Origin of the sequence: Massilia sp. Root418, assembly GCF_001425265.1 — a bacterium.
In the GTDB taxonomy this organism is placed as follows: Bacteria; Pseudomonadota; Gammaproteobacteria; order Burkholderiales; family Burkholderiaceae_D; genus Rugamonas.
Genome location: NZ_LMEC01000011.1, coordinates 394,936 through 412,604 on the forward strand (window position 1 = coordinate 394,936; position 17,669 = coordinate 412,604).

Consider the following 17,669-nt stretch of genomic DNA (forward strand, 5'->3'; position numbering starts at 1 on the left):
CTTCCCTAAAGTAGTTCCCACAGCTGCCTGAACTCCGTGCGCTCCAGCATGGCGCGCAAACGGGGCGCGAGGTCGGGGGAGGCGGGAGGAAGTTCCGCGGCCAGGCGCTCGATGCGGGCCAGGTCGAGGTCGGCGACGGCTTGCTTCAGCGCGCTGCGCAGTTCGGCAGGCAGCGGGGCCAGGTCGGCGGCGCTGAGTGGCGGCTGCAGGGCGGCGGCGGCGGCCAGCGGCTCGCGCAGGAAGTGAAGGCCGAGCTGCAGCTCCAGCATGGCGAACAGGTCGTCCTGTTCCAGCGGCTTGCGCAGGAAGTCGTCGGCGCCCGATTGCAGCGCTTCGCGGCGCTCTTCCTCGAAGGCGCTGGCGGTGAGGATGACAATGCGCGGCTGCTTCAGGCCGGGCTGGGCCCGCACCCGGCGCGTCACTTCCAGGCCGTCCATGCGCGGCATGCGCCAGTCCAGCAGCACCAGGTCCGGCTGCAGCGCGAGAATGCGCTCCAGGCCTTCCACGCCGTCGCGCGCTTCGTGCAGGCGGAAGCCCAGCGGTGCGAGCAGGGTGTGCAGCAGCTGGCGGCCGTCGGCGTTGTCGTCCACCACCAGGATCGTGTTGCCGCGTTCGGAATCCGGCAGGCCGGCCACCCGCTCGCGCGCCTGCGCGGGCGACAGCGCGCCGGGCCGCTGCTCAACAGTGAGCATGAAGCTGAAGGTGGAGCCGGCGCCGGGTGCCGATTGCAGTTGCAGGTCGCCGCCCATGAGCTGCACGAATTCGCGGCTGATGGTGAGCCCCAGCCCGGTGCCGGCCTGGCTGGTGGGGTTGCCGGCCTGGATGAAGGGCTGGAAGATGCGGTTGCGGTCGTCCTCGGAGATGCCGGGGCCGGTGTCGATGACGGCAAAGCGCAGGCGCACGGTGTCGCGCTCGCCGGCGCTGCCGCGCACCGACAGGGTGACGCTGCCGCCTTCGGTGAATTTGACGGCGTTGGAGAGCAGGTTGAGCAGCACCTGGCGCAGCTTGGCGCCGTCCGCCACGATCACCGGCGGCACCCCGGCCGCTTCCAGCTTGAGCGTGGTGCCGTTCTGGCTGGCGCGCAGGCGCAGCATTTCCAGCACCGACTCGAACAGGCTGTGCAGGTCCACCGGCAGCAGTTGCAGCTCGGTGCGGCCGGACTCGATTTTCGATAGTTCCAGGATGTCGTTGATCAGGGTGAGCAGGTGGTGGCCGGAGCGGTTGATCATGGCCAGCTGCTCCTTCTGCTGCGGGCCCACGCCGGGGTCGTTCTGCAGCAGCTGCGAGAAGCCGATGACGGCGTTGAGCGGGGTGCGCAGTTCGTGGCTCATATTGGACAGGAACACGCTCTTGGCGCGGTTGGCCGCTTCGGCGCGGCTGAGCGCCACCGACAGTTCGGCGGTGCGCTCGCGCACCAGCTCTTCCAGGTGGGCGCGGTGGCGGCGCAGCTCGTCCTCGGCTTCCTTGCGTTCGGTGATGTCTTCCACGCAGCCTTCGATGTAGGCCAGCTGGCCGGTGTCCGGGTCGGCCACCGGCCGCGCCACCACGTTCACGTACATTTCCTTGCCGTCGCTGGGGCGCCGCATCAGCACGGCGGTGCGGTGCGAGATGCCGCCGCTGCGTTCCAGTTCTTCCTGCCAGCGCACCCGGCCGGCCGGGTCGGCGTACAGGTCCAGCACGTTCTGGCGCCGCACCTGGTCGCGCTCTTGCACGCCCAGCAGGCGCATGCCGGCGTCGTTGATCTCGTCCAGCATGCCGTCGCGGTTGGTTCGGAACAGGGGGATGGGCACGTCCTCGTACAGGTTGCGGTAGCGCCGTTCGCTTTGCTCCAGCGAGCGTTCGCGCGCGGCCAGCTGGTCGGCCATGGCGTGCGTCTGGTCGAAGGAGTTCTGCAGGCGCTCGGCCATGTGGTTGAAGGCGTGCGCCAGCGCGCCCAGTTCGGCCAGGCGGCTGACCGGCACGCGCTGGCTGAGGTCGCCCGCCGCCATGGCGCCGGCGGCGCGCGCGATGCGGCGGATGGGCGCCGTCACCACCGCCGACAGCAGGCTGGCCGCCAGCAGCGACAGCAGCAGGGCCAGCGCCACCACCATGGCCGACTGGCTGTTGCCGGTGCGTACGCCGTCCAGATACCAGGATTGCGGCATGGCCGTCAGCAGCAGCCAGTCGTGGCCGCCGTCCCGGTCCCGGTATGGCGTGGCCAGCATCAGCCAGCGCTCGCGCGACAGCGGCTTGCTGGTGAGGACGTCAAAGTTATGCTGCAGCGGCGCGTGGATGGCCGCGTAGCTGCCGGCATGCGCGAGCAGCGCCTGCAGCGCGGCCGGTGCCACCGGGTCGGCGGGATCGGCCGCGGGCTGCGAGCTGGCGACCGCGCGGCCCAGGCGGTCGATCACGATGGCGCGCCCATGGGCGGCCAGTGGCAAGGCCTGCAGCACGGCAGCCAGGTCGCGCGGCACGGCTTCGCCGCCGGCGGCGCTGCGCGCGGCCAGGTAATCGTCCAGGCGCAGGCGGATGTTGTCGGCGATTTCCTGGTGCAGGCGCATGGCCAGCTTGTCGGCCGAGGTTTCCGCGCTGCGCAGTGTGAGGAAGGCGGTGGTGCCCACCATCAGCAGCACCAGGGCGATGAAGGGCGCGGCCAGGAAGGCGGGAATCGGCACGCCGCCCTCGTCGCCGGCCGGGACCTCTCCGGTGCCGCCCGCGCCGTCCGGGCCGGTGACCCATTGCCAGTGCGGCTGGCCGAAGCGGCGCTCCTGCACATGGCAGGGCAGCGCAGCCCAGAACATGTTGCTGCGGCGCGCCAGTGGCAGCGCCAGCAGCATGGCGAAGGGCGCCAGGAGCCAGGTGATCAGCGTGGTGAACACCAATGCCGGCGTGACGCTGCGGTAAGCCAGCTCGGGCGTGAACTGCGGCGAGGTGATATAGCCCCATAGCAGCGGTTCGATGGCCATGAAGGCCAGCACGAACAGTGCGTACCAGCCCCAGGTGCGTGCCCGGCGGAAGTCGGGATTGCGCCCGATCAGCTGGTGCGCCAGCCAGAAGCAGGCCGGGTTGATGAAGTAGCCGAACAGCCAGTCGCCGAGGAAGGCCGGCGGCACGCCTTCTACCAGGTCGGACAGGCCGTAGGCAAAGGGCGCCACCAGCAGCGCCGGGTAGCCGAACAGCACGATGCACAGGAACACCGACAGGTCTTTCAGCGATTCAAAGGTCTGCGCGCCGGGCACCAGCACGATGGCCGAGCCGATGTAGCCGGTGAGGAAGATGCTGGCGAAGGTGAAGATGGCGGCGAGCAGCGCGCGGCTGTTCCAGCTCTGGCTGGTGATGCCCAGTGCCCAGCGCCCGCCGGCGCGCACCGTGATGCCGCCGTAAGCGCACAGCATCAGCGCGAAGCCGATCAGGTAGCCCAGCCGGCCCCATACTTCAAGCAGGCTGAGGGGAATCTGGTTGAACAGCGCTTCCAGCATGTTGATGACTGCGTGCATGAGCTCCGTTCCCGATGGTGTGTGCCGCTAGACCTGCCAGGCGCCGTCCCGGTAGACCGTTTCCTGGTCCAGCCAGACCGCTTCGGTCACGGCGAACACGTCCACATGATAGCGCGCATCTTTGCGCTTGAACTGCGGTTTCTGGTATTGGCCGTGCTTGGCACCCAGCGACAGGTGGATGCCGCACATGCGCTCGAAGGTGCCGATGTCGTTCACCAGGCAGTTGCGCGAGAACGCGCGGTTCATGCCGAAGCCCAGTTCGCGCAGCCACACTTCGCCCTCGTGGGCGCGGATGATGGCCAGCATATTGTCGAACTCGGGCGTGGAATCGACGGCGCCGGTGACGCGGCCGCGCTCGACGATCATGGTGATGGGCCGGGCCGGGTGGTTCACGTGGAAGGAGGTGTCGCCGAACACGAACACGCGCACCTTGCCGCTCACCGCTTCCAGGTCCTGCGCCTCGGTGAACACTTCGCCGATGGGGAACTGGCCGCCGACGTTGTTCATGCCGCTGTAGTCGCCGATGTTGAGCTTGGCCGGTTCCAGCGGCGAGTCGAAGCGCAGCAGCGCGCCCTCGCCGCTGTCGACCACGGCCGACTGCGCCGCATCGATGCGCGCCTTGAGGGCGCGGCCCACGCCGCGGTAATACGCCAGGTCGTAGGTCAGCGAGGCGATGTAGTGCAAGCCCTGCTCGCCGGGCATGCGCGACAGGTGCACGTGCTCGATGACCTTGAGGCCGCGCTTGAACAGCTCGATTCGGATGCGGAACGCTTCCAGGCGGAAGCTGGTGGACTGGATCAGCACCACCAGGTCGTCCCGGCCCAGCTCGGCGAACGCGGCCAGCACCGCGTCCGGGGAGACGGTATCGAAATCGATGAAGCGGCCGGCCGGCAGCGCGCGGCGGTAGGCGGCGGTGAGCGCCTGGTTCAGTTCGCAGCGCCGGTCGTAGACCACCAGTGCCCGCTGCGGCGGCGCGTATTCGATGGCCAGGGCCAGCAAATCGCCCACATTGCGCGCGGCCGCGTCGACCGCCTCTGCGGAGAGGGCGCCGGCTGCCGGCTCGGCGGAAGCGCAAGCAGGGGGAGCGGGAGGCTGGAAATCGGACAACTGTGTCATTTTTTAATCAGAAGTAATACAAATTGGAGGCACCAGCATTATATGCCCTGCAATTTCCTTGTACAGCGCTGGGGAGGCGCGTAAAATCGTCGGAATATAGCCGGACGGCAACTTATAGATCCGGTGTCACACTACAGGCCAGGAGGCAGCGATGAGCTCAGTAAAGGGAATGGATTTGCCGCTGGAACGGCCTGACGATGGCGACGGACGCGCGGCGCTGTTCGTGCCGACCACGGCCATCAAAGAAGAAGTGCTGCAAACCGTGCGCAAGGGCGCAGCCATTGTCGGATTCGGCAACCACGACCGCACCTTGACCATTTATTACGAAAGCAACCGCTTCGCCGAGCCGACCCTGGCGAAATGGGAGCAGAAGGCGCGCAAGTGCTTCGAGCGGCTGCTCGATAACCTGCCCACCACCAGCAAGATGGTGAGCAAGCCGGAGAACTTCGAGCAGGTGGGTTACATCAGCAGCAAGGGCATCGTGATCCGCCGCATGGACGTGCTGCACCGCTGGCTCGAATATTCGGACGCGATGGACAGCGCGCCCGCCGGTGAAACCGTGGCCTTCGCGCCGCCGCCGCCGCCCAAGAAGATCGTCGCCGAATAAGCCTCCTCTCTACACCACCATGATGCTGGCCTGCGCCTTGAGCGGGCAGGGCAGCGTGTCGTCGAAGGTGATCTCGATGGCGCTGGCCACGAAGAAGCCGCCGATGTGCTGCGCGGCGATCTCCGGCGGCGTGCCCGGCTTGGTCAGGTTCACGTCCTGCGCGAACAGGAAGATGCGCCACATGCCGTACACGGTTTGCCCGTACTTGAGCAGGATGCGGTAGGCCTGCTCCAGGTTCAGGCTGCCCGCGTACGCGCCGTCGTTGGCGCCGGGGTCGAAGCCCAGGCCGTCGTCGGTGAGCGGGATCACGAAGTTCAAGCCCTGCGGCGCCTGGAAGATGGCGAACGAGTACAGCTCGGTGCCGTGGAACAGGCTGCCGTCCTCGCGGTGGAACCTGGCGCGCACCCATAGCGGACTGAAGGCTTGCACCTGCGGCGGCGCCTCCACGTCCACCGCGCCGGCCGTGTGGATGTTGGTCTGCGTCTCGGTCACGCTGTAGCTGTAGGTGGCCCCGGTGGTGAAGCGCTGGTAGGTCCAGCTGACGTCGGTGGCGTAGGGCACGCCGGCGTTGGGTGCTTCCAGCATGGTCCATTCGGCCACCACGCGTTCGCCCACGGTGAGTTCGCCCGGCGCCGGCGGCGTGGCTTCCTGGCCGCGCCAGAACGGGTCGGCCGCGTCCGAGCAGGCCACGGCGATGGCCACCGAGGCGATGGCCGAGGCCACGCCGGCCACGGTGTACTCCGGTTCGCCCGACGCGGCGCCGTCCAGCGAGCAGCAGGTAACGCTGGGGTCGGTTTCCTCCACGCTGCCGCCCACGCTGAAGCTGGCCTTGCCCGCGCCCAGCGCGGCCGCGATGATGGCCACCAGCGCGGCAATGATGGCGATGATGATGGCCAGGATCTTCCACCAGGGGTCGGCAAAGGGCAGCTCGCCGTGCACGCCGGGGAATGCAGGGTTGGGCGTCCACACCATGGTCAGGCCGGTGGGCACGATGGGGCCGCCGCCGGGTGGGCAGATGCATTCCTTGCCATCCGGCCCGGTCTGGCCCCAGCGCTTGCCGGGCAGGTGGCCTTTCAGGCCGGACACCGCCAGGGTGCCTTCCTGCACCGTGCAGGTGTAGGTGTTGCTGGTGGCGTCGAAGCGGGTTTCGGACACGAAGATCTGCTGGATCGAGCGGCGCGCGGTGAAACCGTCGGCGCGCGCCAGGATGCTCACCAGGGGCTTGCCGGGACTGGCGTGCTGGAAGTTGGCGTCCCACATCACTTGCACGGCGGCGCCGGCCGGGATGCTGGCGAAATAGAAGGTGCGCGCCACCGGGACAATGCCGGGGTCGCCCACGCTTTCGAGCCAGACGGTGACGTTGGTCAGCGCGCTGGAGGACAGATTGGTGATGTGGGCGGCAATGCGCAGGCCGTAGATGGCATTGTCGAAAATGCCGTCCGGCAGCATGATGTTGGTTACGGGCTCGATCGCGAAAGGGCGCGTGAGCACCTGGAGTGGGGTAGCGCTCATGGTGCTTCTCCTGGTTGCCGGTCTGGCTGGACCACGACGTAGCTGACGCCGCCCACCACCTTGCCCTGGCTGCGTTCGATGATGTGCACCAGCTGGTACTGGCCGGGGTGCAGGCCGTCCGCGCTGAAGGCGGCGTACACGGCGGCGGCCGTGCCGCGCCGCAGGTTCACCCGCAGGCCGTGCTGGCTGTACTGGCTGTACTGGCTGTGTTCGGCGCCTTCCAGGGCCGCGCTGTCGATGGCGCCCGTGTCGTCTTCCGCCGCGCCCGGTTCCCGGTCCAGCGTTTCGTCGCCGCCCACTTCCGAGCCGGCCGCGTAGGTCTTGGCTACGCTGACCGCCAGCACCTGCTCCTGGTCCGCTGGCGGGGCCGCGTCCCCGGCGCCATCGGCATCATCGGCACCATCGGCGCCATCGGCATGGCGGTGCCGGTGCCTGCCGCCGCAGATGGGCTCCAGGCTCAGCGCCACGCGCACGGCGCGCTGCGGCGCGGGGCGCAGCGCCAGTTTGTCCAGCCCCAGCAGCATCAGCTGGCGCTGATTTAGCTCGCCGCCGTATTCCACGCTGATGAAGGCCTGCTTGTCCCGGCGCGGCAGCGCGCGCACGCTGATCACCATGGCCGACGCCAGCATGCTGGCCATCAGCACGGTGATATTGCGCTGCGCGATCTGGTCGTGCGCGGGCGGGTCGAACACATAGCCGTTCGGCAGCGGGTCGGGAATCGGACTGGCGTCGTCCGGCCCGTGCGCCGCCGCCAGCAGGCATTCATGCCCGCCGTTGACGACGACCGGCACCCAGGGCACCAGGCACAGCACGTCCTGGCCGGCCGGGTCCAGGTCCAGGTCCACAAAGGCCGAGCCGATGGGATTGGCGGTGCCGACAATGACCTGGGCGCTCGGGTCGGCCCAGTAGAAGTCGATGCGGGTGCCGTTGGCCAGCGCGCTGCCGGTGTTGGCGGCGTGCGCCCAGAGGTAGGCCGGCTGGCCGGCCACGGGCGTGCCGGGCACGCCGTTCGGGTCGGCGCCGGGCACGACCCAGATATCGGTGCTGGCCCACCAGTAGGGTGAGCCGTCGCGGATGGTGATGTGAGCAGGCATGGCAATCCTTTCGGAAGCGGCGCGGGAAGACCCCGCATTTCAGCTTAGGCCGCTGCCGCCAGGGCAATTTGATGTAAATCAGACTCAGGCGTCTGGTTTGCGCAACCCGCTTGCGGAAGTCATCGTGTTGCTGTAAGGCATGTGTTATGTTGGAGGTGCCGGGCGGCAACGATCTGTCCGCGCCTTACATTCCAAGGAGACGTTTTATGTTGAAGCATGCATTCCAGCTGATGTTCGCCGCCGTACTGGCCCTATCCATCGGCGGCGCGGCCCGCGCGCAGGACGCCAACCACCGCGGCACGGCCGACGAGGCGGTGGCGATGGTGAAGAAGGCCGGCGCCTTCATGGAAAAGAACGGCCGCGAGAAGGCGATTGCCGCCTTTAACGATCCGAAGGGCGAATTCATCAAGGGCGACCTGTACGTCTTCATGTTCGGCACCACCGGCGAGCAGCAGGGCGTGGCGCTGGCGCACGGCCAGAACGCCAAGATGGTCAACAAAAACCTGATGGAACTGAACGCCGGCGGCGTGTTTCCGATCAAGGAATTCCTGAAGGTGGCCAACAGCCCGGCGGGCAAGGGCTGGGTGTCCTACAAGTGGCCCAATTCCATCAGCAAGAATATGGAAGACAAATCCACTTATGTCGAGAAATTCGGCGATGTGCTGATAGGTGTCGGCATCTACAAATAGTGCGCAGGAAAAGTTCGGCTAAAATCCGCGATACAGCGCAATACGCCCCGGTAAAATGGGGCGTATTTTTTTATGGCGCCTTGCCCGAACCGCAGGGCGCTGCGTTATGATGCAAAGGACAACTTGAGCTCGCCCAGGCGGAGTTCAGGTTCCGCAAGCGGATCAATTCGAGCGTATACATGGCATACAGGTGGGAGACTTCCGACAGCGTCTGGCTGGAGGACGACGAAAGTGGGCAATTTCAGCTGGCGTCCAGCCAGGGCTTAAGCCGTATCGAGTGGCAGGCGCAGGCGCGCAGCCGCCTGCCGGACGTGGCGCAGCTATTGGGCGCGTCGCTGCCTGCGGGCTGCGCGCACGCAGCCATTTATCCCGAGGGTTTTGCGTACTGCCCGGAATGCGGCGCCGCGCTGCAGGTATGCGCGCCGCCGGCGCAAGGCCTGCCCGCGTGGTGGGGCCCGAGCACGGCGCCGCTGCCGGTGAACGAGGCGCCCTTGCCCCGGCACGCGCCGCACGGCCTGCCGCTGACGGCGCTGCCGCTGGCGGCCAGCCTGGAAACGCGTCCGCCGGAGCCGGAGGTCGGGCAGGCGGAAGTGAAGATACCGGCGCCGCCGAACGCGGTGTGCATGTTTGCAGCAGCCGATTTCGGCTTTGCCGCGCAGCGCTTGCTGGCGCTGGCGTACACGCGCAACGTGCTGCAGTATTGGGACCCGGCCGCCGCGCGCTGGCATGTGATGACGAGCGAGGACCATCTGGCGGACCTGACGTTCAGCGCGTCCGCGTATGCCTGGCTGCCCGCGCACGGTGCGGCCAGGCGCGGCGAGGTGGCGCTGGTGCCGTCGGCGCAGGGGCTGGTCAGGCTGGTGGTCAATCCGGTCAGCGAGAGTTTTCATACCGAGGTGGTGCTGTCGGCGCGGCTGGCCAGTTCGCCGGGCATGGCGGGACGGCGCATGGCCTGCCTGATCGTGGCGGCGGACGGCGTGCGGCTGTGGACCGCTAATGCGGATGGGGCGGATGGGGAGACGCTGGAGATTGCGGCGGAGCCGGCGGAGCCGATGGATTACGCTGCGCTCACCCGCCCTACGGGGACTCCGGAGGACGCGATTCCGGATCCGGACGCCGCTGATGTTGCCGATGTCCCCGTAGGGCGGGTTGATAACCCGCCGCGCGCAGCCGACGGCGTCATCCCGGCCGAAGGCTGGTCGCGTCCTTTGAGTTATGACGGTAAGCTGATCTGGCTGCACGCACGGGGGCATCTGGTGTGGCGCCCGGGCAGTGCGCCGCAGTGGCTGCCGTGGCCTGCAGACTGGGCGCCACGCTTGCAGCTGGGCGCGCCGGCGCGCAGCCGCGACGGGCGGTTGTGGCAGATCGGCCATCACCTTGGCCAGGGTTATTCCTTCCGCGAACTGGGCGTGGCGCAGGCGCAGGAGCATGCGCTGCTGGACGGCGCGCGGCTCGGCTTCGGCACGCTGCTGTTCCGGCGCGGCCACCAGGTGAAGAACGAGCCGTGGGACGTGGAAAACGTGGAAGACCAGACGCGCGACTCGGCGCTGGTGCTGCCGCTGCTGGAGAACGTGAGCAGCACGCGCAGCCAGCCCACTGGCCTGGTGCTGCGCATGGAACGTCCGCCTGCGAAGGCCGAGGATGCGCTGGGCGGCGCGGTGATCCAGCGCACGCTGATCGAATGGGTGGGACAGCGCAACGTGATCCTGGACGAGGCGGTGCGCCTGTCGCATCCCGGCGATTGCCAGCCCTTCGTATATGACGATTGCCTGTGGCTGCACCACCCGAGCTGGAACGAGATTCGCGGCTGGCATTTGAAAGCGCTGCCATGAGGCGGGGCTTGCTGCCTGCGCTGGCGCTGGCGTGCACACTGGCCGTGCCGGGGGCGATGGCGCTGGCCGCGCCGGTGTCGCATGTTTTTCTCGTGCAGAACTCGGGCTGGATGGAGCCTTTCTACACCGACCCGGCCTCGCAGTACAAAGCCCTGGTGACGGAGGTGGTGCTGGCCGCCATCCAGCCCGGCGACGCGCTGGTGCTGGCGGCCTTCAACCAGAGCGTGCCCGGCGCGCCGTCGCCGAAAGCGCTGCTGGCCGCGCAGGTGAACGACCAGCCGCAGCGCGCCGCCGTCGCCGGTGCGCTGGCGCCGCTGGCCGCCGCTAAAAAGCCCGGCAGCAATGCGCTGGCGGACACCGACCTGGGCGAGGCGGTCAGCGCCTCCATCGCCACCGCGCTGGGCGGCAAGCCCGGCCTGGTCTGGCTCTTCACCAACAACAAGAACAGCCCCAATAACGACCAGGCCACCGCGCAGCGCAACCGCGAATTCTATGAGCTGATCCACCACGGCGCCAGCATCAAGAAGGCGCTGGCCTTCCCGCTGCACATGCCGGTGCAGGGCCGCTACCGCGCCAGCGGCATGATGATCTACGTGTTCGCCGTCCAGGACCAGGGCGCGCGCGATCTGGACGCGCTGCTGCGCACGGGCCGCCTGCAGAAAGTCATCACTGAGCCGCCGGCGCGTCTCAAGCCGCTGGACCAGGACACGGTGCGGCTGTACCCCGCCAAAGTGGAGAATGTGCCGGGCGTGACCTTCTCCACCCAGCCCAGCGGCATCCTGCGTGCCGACATCGACGCGGGCGCCTCCGCTGCCGCCGCCGCGGGCGCGGGCGGTACGCCGGACGCGCGCATCCAGTGGCGCCTGGAGAACACCATCTACCCCTACACGATCACCAGCGCGCGCCTGGCCGCGCGCTCCGTGCTGGCCGGCGCGGAAAAGCCGATCGCGCTGGGGGCCGAAACGGTGAGCGGCCTGGCGCCCGGCAAGTCGCAGCCGCTGTCCTCCACCATGGCGCTGCCGGTGGCGCACCTGCCCGGCAAATGGTCGCTGGAGGCGGTCAAGGCCGCCGGCTCGGCCGCCGTGCTGCCCGGCGCCATCGAGGTGCAGCTGAGCGAACAGAAACTGGAATTGTCGCAAGCCTTCCGCGAACGCATGGCCACGCTGTTCCCGGGCGACCCGCTGCCGGACATCTTCACCCCGCCCAGCCAGGTGCAGGGTTCGCGCGCCGTGCTGCCGCTGGAAGTGCGCATGCGCTTCGGCATCGCGCCCTTGCTGGCGCTGCTGGGCGGGGTGGCGGCGCTGCTGCTGGCCGGCGGCGCCGCAGTGCTGGCCGCCACGCGTCCGCGCAAGGTGCAGGTCACCGTGGAAGGCGAGCTGCGCACGCTGCACGTCAAGGCCGGCAACAGCCAGCCGCTGTTCGACAAGGCCGGCAACAAGGTCGCCGTGCTGAACACCACCTTATTTGGCAATACACTGACGGATCTGCGCGACGGTGCGCAAGTCCGCCTCGGCCGCTAACATCCCGCCCCTATCAGGATCAACCAGAATGCAAAACAATACCGACCCAGGCTTCAAGATCCCCGGCAACCAGGCCGACCCGAATGCCAAGCCGTCCGCCGAACCCACGCTGTCGCCGGTGCCGCCGGGCGGCGCACCCGCAGCCACAGCGCCGGGCGCGCCGATTGAAGTGGCGCCGGTGCAGGGCGCACCGGCCACCGATACCTCCACGCGCGACCTGGCCATCGGCGGGGCCGTGTTCCTGGTGCTGCTGATCGTGTTCTTCTTTGCCCGCAACGCGTACTCGAATCACCTGGTGCGCCGCCGCGTGGCGCCGTCGTCGGCCGACACGGCGGGCTGGCTCATGTTCTTCGGCCTGGCCTTCCTGAGCGCAGCCGCCGTGCTGGCCGTGCTGAACGCCAGCAAATTCCTCACCTTGGCCATCACCGGCACCTTGCTCGTCCTCGGGGTCGCCTCGCTGGCGGGCGCGCTGGTGACGGGCCGCCGTTAATCCACTGCGTCCAGGAGAGACCATGGCAGAATTCCCGAACAACGGCGCTGGCAAGAAAGCCGAACTCAAAGTCGACCTGCGCCCCACGCTGTTCATCGGCGCCGGCGGCACAGGCATGGAAGTGATGATGCGCATCCGCCGCCGCATCCTGTCGGCGGTGTGGAACCGCCGCCATCCCACGCGCGTGGAATCCATCGGCCAGTTCCCGGTGGCGCGCTTCCTGCACGTGGACCTGGACAGCGGGGCGGTGATCGACGAAGGCAAGTCGCAGCGCACCGACCCGTGGTACGAGCTGGTGAAGCTGAGCGACGAGGAACGCCTGGTCGAATCGATCGACCTGCAGCAATACCACGAGTCCGACGACAGCCTGGCGCGCTTCCCGCTGATCGAAAGCTGGATGCCGCTGCGACCGAAAAAGCTGCGTTCGCTGGGTATCGATCCCTCCAAGGGCGCCGGCCAGATCCGCGCCGTCGCGCGCCTTTACCTGTACGACAAATACCCCAAGCTGCGCGGCCGCATCAAGGGCGCGCTGAATTTCCTGAGCAGTAACGCGGGCAACGAGCGCAAGGAGAATTACCAGCGCCTCGGCCTGCAGGTGGATACGTCCAAATTCCGCATCGTGGTCATCGGCTCCAACGCCGGCGGCACCGGCGCCGGCACGGCCATGGACCTGGGCTGGATCGCCAAGGCCATCGCGCGCCAAGAGGTGGCGGACAGCCAGGTGGACCTGGTGATGTTTATGCCGTCCGGCTACGCCAAGGCCAACAAGGAACGCACCGAGGCCAATGCCTACGCCACGCTGATGGAACTGGAAACGGCCATGCGCGACATGAACGCGCAAGTGCGCTGGGCCGACCCGGACAGCCTGACCGGCCGCGGCGCGCCGTTCGACGACGTCTACTTCGTCGACACCGCCAACCTGGCCAACAAGGCCACGCAGGACGTGAAGGACGTCTACCAGATGGTGGCCGATTCGCTGTTCGAGGATTTCGCCTCGGCCGATTTCGCCAACCGCAAGCGTTCGGTGGCGGTCAACCAGCAGCAGCACAAGCTGGGGCCCTTCAACCCGCGCGTGCCGGAGCAGCGCTTCGGCGACATGCGTCTGTCCTATTCCAAGGTGTACTCGGCCTTCGGCCAGGCCGTGCTGGACACCCAGCAGAGCCTGCGCGAAGACATCCGCGCCTACGAGCTGGCGGCGCTGATGGTGAAGGCCTTCTTCGGCCTGCTCGGCAGCGACGGCAGCAAGGCGCGCCGCGCCGGCGACCAGGAGCGCGACATCTTCATGCGCGAGCAGATGGCCATGTCCGAGCACCCCTTCGACGAGTTCCCGGACTTCAAGAAGGGCACGGTGGACGTGACGCCGTTCCAGGAGTACGCGCTCACCGACCAGCTGCTGATGGACAAGGACGAGCGCTCCCTGCTGGAACGCGTGGAGAGCAAGGTACAGCTGGAGATCGACCGGATCATGGGGGACTACGAGCTGAAACAGTGGCGCGAAAAAGTAGCCGAGCTGCTGCCCCACCTGGAGCGCGACGCCATCCGCGAAGCCGGCGCCACCGCCGAGACCAGCGAGGACCGCCTGAAGCGCCACACGGCCGAACTGCTGCAGCGCCTGAAGGGCCGTGCGCGCGAGCAGCTGTACGCGTTGCTGGACGACCGCAAGCAGGGCGGCCTGGAGTTCGTACTGTCGCTGCTGGAGCAGATCAAGGCCCGCATTTCGCAGCGCGACCTGGTGCACATGGAACGCAACGGCAAGCGCTATCGCGACATCCGCGACGCGCTGCGTACGCGCCAGGTGGAGGAATCGCTGAACAACCTGTCGCAGGCCGCGTCCAAGATGTTTGGCAGCGAGGCGCAGTCGCGCGAGGTGATGGCGCACCTGAAGCGCGACATCGCCGATTACCTGCGCTTCCACATGCTGGCCGTGGCGGCCGGCCAGTCGGTGGAGCTGCTGCGCTCCATGTCGGCCTGGCTGGGCGATGCGCAGTCGGTGGACGAACAGGGCCAGGCGGTATGGAACGGCATCGCCGGCGAGCTGCAGGAGGGGCGCCGTTGCGTGGAAGCCATGCTGGGCGCGGTGGACCAGCGCATTGCGCAGCTGCGGGCGGACGCGCAGCATGAACACGCCACCTACATGAAGCTGGCCAGCGACACGGTGCCCGAGGCGGTGAAGCTGACCGGCGACATCAGCGTGTGGAGCGAGGAAGTGCTGCTGGAGTTCGGCGGCTCGGCGCGCCTGTTCCCGCAACTGGGCGACGAGAAGCTGCGTTCCATGCTGCTGCTCAAGCTGTTCCGCCGCGCGCAGACGCAGCTGAGCAGCGAGCAGCTGGAAGAGGGCCAGTCGCCGCCGGACCCGCTGCTGGAACGGCTGATGGCCATGTCGCCGCAGGAGCGGCAGCATACCTTCAACGAATGGATACGCAGCGCCATGCCGTGGGTGAACGCGCGCTTTTCGGCCGAGTTCACGCCCAACGCCGACCAGTTCAAGTGCTTCATCGGGGTGGGCGACGCCAACGCGTGGCGCAAGCTGGAGCCGGAGATCAAGGCGGCCGTGCCGACCGGCTTCTTCCACGGCGACCTGGTGAGCATCGTGAACACCGGCATCGGCGGGCGCGCGGTGTGCTACATCGAGCTGTCCGGCGTGCCCATGACGGTGCTGCGCGGCCTGCCGACCTGGCGCACCTCTTACCAGATCGAGAATCCCAAGATCCCGACGCACCTGCATTTCGACTCCACGCGCTTCCGCCACCCGATCGCGCCCTCGATGGATGAGCTGAACCGGCTGGCCGACGACTACGAGTGGTTCCTGCAGGCGATTGCGCTGGGGGTCATCAAGCGCAAGGCGGACCTGGCGGACCGCGAGGCGCTGTTCCAGCCGCGCGGACAGTACCTGTTTGAAGTGGAGCAGGGGTCGGGCGAATGGCTGCAGATCGGGAACGAGTTTGCCATCCGCTCCAACGGGCTGCCAGCCTATTACCGCGACCAGGTGGTCGGCGCGGTGCAGCAGCGCCTGGCGCGCATGGGCCCGCACCAGTTCGTGCTGCTGGCGGCGCTGATGCGCTTCTACCAGCACCGGGTGTACCAGCCCAAGCTGGAAGTGGACGAGACGGGGGCCGAACTGCCGTCGCCGTCGCTGCCGAACATCACCGCCAAGCGTCTGCATGACGAGTGGCTGAAGCGCGCGCAGGCCTTGAACGCGGGCGGGCCTGCTGCGCCGGTGGAGCGCGCGCTGGAGCTGCTGACGGTATGGAGCGATCCGGTTGCCGGGTCGTCCACCGACGCTTATAGCTGGGAGGTCCAGCAGGCGGTGGACAAGCGCGTGCTCAAGCCGGAAATGCTGGCCGGCGATGCGGCGGCCGCGCGCGTGCTGGGCGAGGCACCGGCATCGGCGCCCGCATTGGCACCGTCGCCTGCGGCCGCCGTGGCGCTAGCTCCCTTCTCGGCCGTGGCGCCGGTGCGCTACAAGGTATTCGTCAACAAGACGCAGCAAGGGCCGTACGGCTTGCCGGAACTGGCGCAGCGCATCATGGCGGGCGAGGTGGATGGCAATACCAAGGTGTGGAATATGCAATGGGTGCCGCGCGTGGACCAGTGGAAGCTGGCCAGCGAGATGCCGGATATCGCGCCGCTGCTCGGCGCGGCCATCCCGGACCCGCATGACGACATCCCCGATCCCGAATAAGGAAGGCTGAGTAGTGGACGTAGTGACGTACCGATGCATCAATAATGACTGTGGCAAGGGCTTTCCGCGCCAGGTGAAGTTCTGCCCGTTCTGCGGCACTCGCCAGGCAGGCGCCGGGCCGGCTGCGGCGCGGCCGGCCGGCCCCGCCACGGCTTCTGCCGGTGCGGGTACGGCGGGCGGTGCCACTGGCGTCGGCGCTGCTGCTGCGCAGGCCAGGCCGGAGGCGGCCAAGCCCTCCGCGTCCATGCCGCCCACGGCGCCGCCGACCCGCGTGCCACGGCCCGCCAACGTAGGCATGCAGGCGGGAGCCAGGGCTGCCGACGCGCGAGAAGCGGAGAGCGCCTACGCCAAGGCCGGCCAGCATGTGCCGCCCGACGTGGAACTGGACTCCGCACCGGACGACAATGCGCCGGCGCTGACGCCCGACGAAATCGCCGCGCTGCAGGCGCGCCTCAACAGGGCGCGCGGCATGCCCCCCGCCGGCGGCGGCTCCGGCGGAGCTGCCGGTGCAACCGGCGCTGCGGCCGCTGCTGCTGCAGGCGCTAAAGGCGCTGCCGGCGCCGCTGGTGGTGCTAGTGGTGCTGGTACTGGCGGGGCCGGCGGAGTTGCCGGTGCTGCCGGCGCCCGGCAGGGCGGGCCGGCAGGCGCCGCCGCAAGTGCGAGTGGTCCAGCGGGCAAGGCGCCCCCTGCCGGCGGCGCGCGCCCGCAAGGCGGGCCGCCGCTGCGCGAGCCGATCGGGCTGGGCACCTGGCTGCTGGTGGCCATGATCCTGGCCTTGATCTGGTATCTCGCCAAGCCCGCCAACAAGGAAGAACGCATCGCCGCGCGCGTCGGCCAGGCCGAGAAGTACGCCGCCGAATGCAAACTTGAGGACGCGCGCGCCGAACTGGCCACGCTGCGCAGCGACAAGGCCCCGGCCGCGCAAATCCGGCGCGTGAATGAAGCCATCAGCGGCGCGGCCCCCGCCTGCGAAAAGAAGCGCCAGCGCGCGAAAGCCTGGTCCGACCTGAAGCCGGCGCTGGACAGCGCGCTGGAGAAGGCTCCGCCCGGCGGCGCGCTGGATACCGCCGACAGCCGGCTATCCGCCTTCACCAAAAAGTGGGGCGCCGACGACGAAACGCGCGAGCTGGACAAGCGCATCGACGGCAAGAAGGCAGAACGCCTGCTGGACGATGCCGACGCCTGCCTGCAGCGGTCCGACCGCGCCTGCCTGGAAGCCAAGCTGGTGGCCGCCGAGCGCTTCAAGCGCCCCGAGCTGGAAGAGCGCATCCGCACGCTGCGCGAATCGCTGTCGCGCTTGCTGGAAGCGACGATGCTGGAACAGAAGGCGCCCCAGGCCGCCGCGCCTGCCACTCTTCCGCCCGCCATCGCCAGCCAGCCGCCGCGCGCAGCGTCCCCCGTCATCAGCACCGTCCCGCAAACCGCGCAAACCGCGCAGCAGGCCCGCAAGATCCTGGCCGACGCCGAACGCGAGTTCAACCAGGGCAACTACAAAGGCGCCATGGACAAGGCTGAGATTTGTGCAACGATGATAGACGTGGGCAACCGCGAATGCCTGGGGTTGAAGCAACGGGCCGAGCGCCTGAACCGCGACATGCTGCGCTGTGTCGCCAGCGGCGCGGACTGGATTAATGACCGGTGCCAATAGACA

General features: G+C 68.3%; 11 protein-coding genes. 7 read left to right on the forward strand and 4 right to left on the reverse strand.

The window, feature by feature from the left end:
• Positions 1-5: 5 nt before the first annotated feature.
• Together ASC94_RS09215 and ASC94_RS09220 are read right to left on the reverse strand one after the other, a co-directional pair.
• Complete coding sequence (locus tag ASC94_RS09215; RefSeq protein WP_056393582.1) at positions 6-3,476, reverse strand: ATP-binding protein; 3,471 nt, start codon at positions 3,474-3,476, stop codon at positions 6-8.
• Positions 3,477-3,503: 27 nt separating this feature from the next.
• On the reverse strand, positions 3,504-4,592 hold the full coding sequence (locus tag ASC94_RS09220; protein ID WP_229417225.1) for a hypothetical protein: 1,089 nt from the start codon (positions 4,590-4,592) through the stop codon (positions 3,504-3,506).
• 151 nt (positions 4,593-4,743) lie between these two features.
• Between ASC94_RS09220 and ASC94_RS09225 the strand changes: the two genes are divergently transcribed.
• Positions 4,744-5,199, forward strand: a complete 456-nt coding sequence (locus ASC94_RS09225) for a hypothetical protein (RefSeq protein WP_056393588.1) — start codon at positions 4,744-4,746, stop codon at positions 5,197-5,199.
• A gap of 9 nt (positions 5,200-5,208) precedes the next feature.
• On the opposite strand, the gene ASC94_RS09230 is transcribed toward ASC94_RS09225, so the two are convergent.
• The gene (locus tag ASC94_RS09230; RefSeq protein WP_056393590.1) at positions 5,209-6,711 is read right to left on the reverse strand and encodes a choice-of-anchor X domain-containing protein; all 1,503 of its coding nucleotides are present in this window, start codon (positions 6,709-6,711) and stop codon (positions 5,209-5,211) included.
• Positions 6,708-7,805: a hypothetical protein gene (locus ASC94_RS09235; protein WP_056393591.1), complete on the reverse strand. Its 1,098-nt coding sequence runs from the start codon at positions 7,803-7,805 to the stop codon at positions 6,708-6,710. The genes ASC94_RS09230 and ASC94_RS09235 overlap by 4 nt, the downstream gene beginning before the upstream one ends.
• Positions 7,806-8,011: 206 nt before the next feature.
• Here ASC94_RS09235 and ASC94_RS09240 point away from each other — a divergent pair, with 206 nt between their 5' ends.
• The 6 genes from ASC94_RS09240 to ASC94_RS09265 all read left to right on the forward strand — a co-directional run bounded on the left by ASC94_RS09240 (position 8,012) and on the right by ASC94_RS09265 (position 17,666).
• A complete protein-coding gene (locus ASC94_RS09240) occupies positions 8,012-8,494 on the forward strand; it encodes a cache domain-containing protein (RefSeq protein WP_200955621.1) in 483 nt (160 codons plus the stop codon).
• 179 nt (positions 8,495-8,673) lie between these two features.
• Complete coding sequence (locus tag ASC94_RS09245; RefSeq protein ID WP_056393593.1) at positions 8,674-10,326, forward strand: hypothetical protein; 1,653 nt, start codon at positions 8,674-8,676, stop codon at positions 10,324-10,326.
• Positions 10,323-11,846, forward strand: a complete 1,524-nt coding sequence (locus ASC94_RS09250; protein ID WP_056393596.1) for a hypothetical protein — start codon at positions 10,323-10,325, stop codon at positions 11,844-11,846. Before ASC94_RS09245 ends, ASC94_RS09250 begins: the two co-directional genes overlap by 4 nt.
• 28 nt (positions 11,847-11,874) lie before the next feature.
• Complete coding sequence (locus tag ASC94_RS09255; RefSeq protein ID WP_056393598.1) at positions 11,875-12,336, forward strand: hypothetical protein; 462 nt, start codon at positions 11,875-11,877, stop codon at positions 12,334-12,336.
• Between the two features lie 22 nt (positions 12,337-12,358).
• On the forward strand, positions 12,359-16,018 hold the full coding sequence (locus ASC94_RS09260; RefSeq protein ID WP_056393600.1) for a tubulin-like doman-containing protein: 3,660 nt from the start codon (positions 12,359-12,361) through the stop codon (positions 16,016-16,018).
• 13 nt (positions 16,019-16,031) lie between these two features.
• Positions 16,032-17,666, forward strand: a complete 1,635-nt coding sequence (locus tag ASC94_RS09265; RefSeq protein WP_157201363.1) for a hypothetical protein — start codon at positions 16,032-16,034, stop codon at positions 17,664-17,666.
• Positions 17,667-17,669 lie beyond the last annotated feature (3 nt).

What these genes read in the sequence shown, in the direction of transcription:
- ASC94_RS09215 (WP_056393582.1), bottom strand. Translation starts at nt 3,476, where the DNA reads ATGCACGCAGTCATCAACATGCTGGAAGCGCTGTTCAACCAGATTCCC.
- ASC94_RS09220 (WP_229417225.1), bottom strand. Translation starts at nt 4,592, where the DNA reads ATGACACAGTTGTCCGATTTCCAGCCTCCCGCTCCCCCTGCTTGCGCT.
- ASC94_RS09225 (WP_056393588.1), top strand. Translation starts at nt 4,744, where the DNA reads ATGAGCTCAGTAAAGGGAATGGATTTGCCGCTGGAACGGCCTGACGAT.
- ASC94_RS09230 (WP_056393590.1), bottom strand. Translation starts at nt 6,711, where the DNA reads ATGAGCGCTACCCCACTCCAGGTGCTCACGCGCCCTTTCGCGATCGAG.
- ASC94_RS09235 (WP_056393591.1), bottom strand. Translation starts at nt 7,805, where the DNA reads ATGCCTGCTCACATCACCATCCGCGACGGCTCACCCTACTGGTGGGCC.
- ASC94_RS09240 (WP_200955621.1), top strand. Translation starts at nt 8,012, where the DNA reads ATGTTGAAGCATGCATTCCAGCTGATGTTCGCCGCCGTACTGGCCCTA.
- ASC94_RS09245 (WP_056393593.1), top strand. Translation starts at nt 8,674, where the DNA reads ATGGCATACAGGTGGGAGACTTCCGACAGCGTCTGGCTGGAGGACGAC.
- ASC94_RS09250 (WP_056393596.1), top strand. Translation starts at nt 10,323, where the DNA reads ATGAGGCGGGGCTTGCTGCCTGCGCTGGCGCTGGCGTGCACACTGGCC.
- ASC94_RS09255 (WP_056393598.1), top strand. Translation starts at nt 11,875, where the DNA reads ATGCAAAACAATACCGACCCAGGCTTCAAGATCCCCGGCAACCAGGCC.
- ASC94_RS09260 (WP_056393600.1), top strand. Translation starts at nt 12,359, where the DNA reads ATGGCAGAATTCCCGAACAACGGCGCTGGCAAGAAAGCCGAACTCAAA.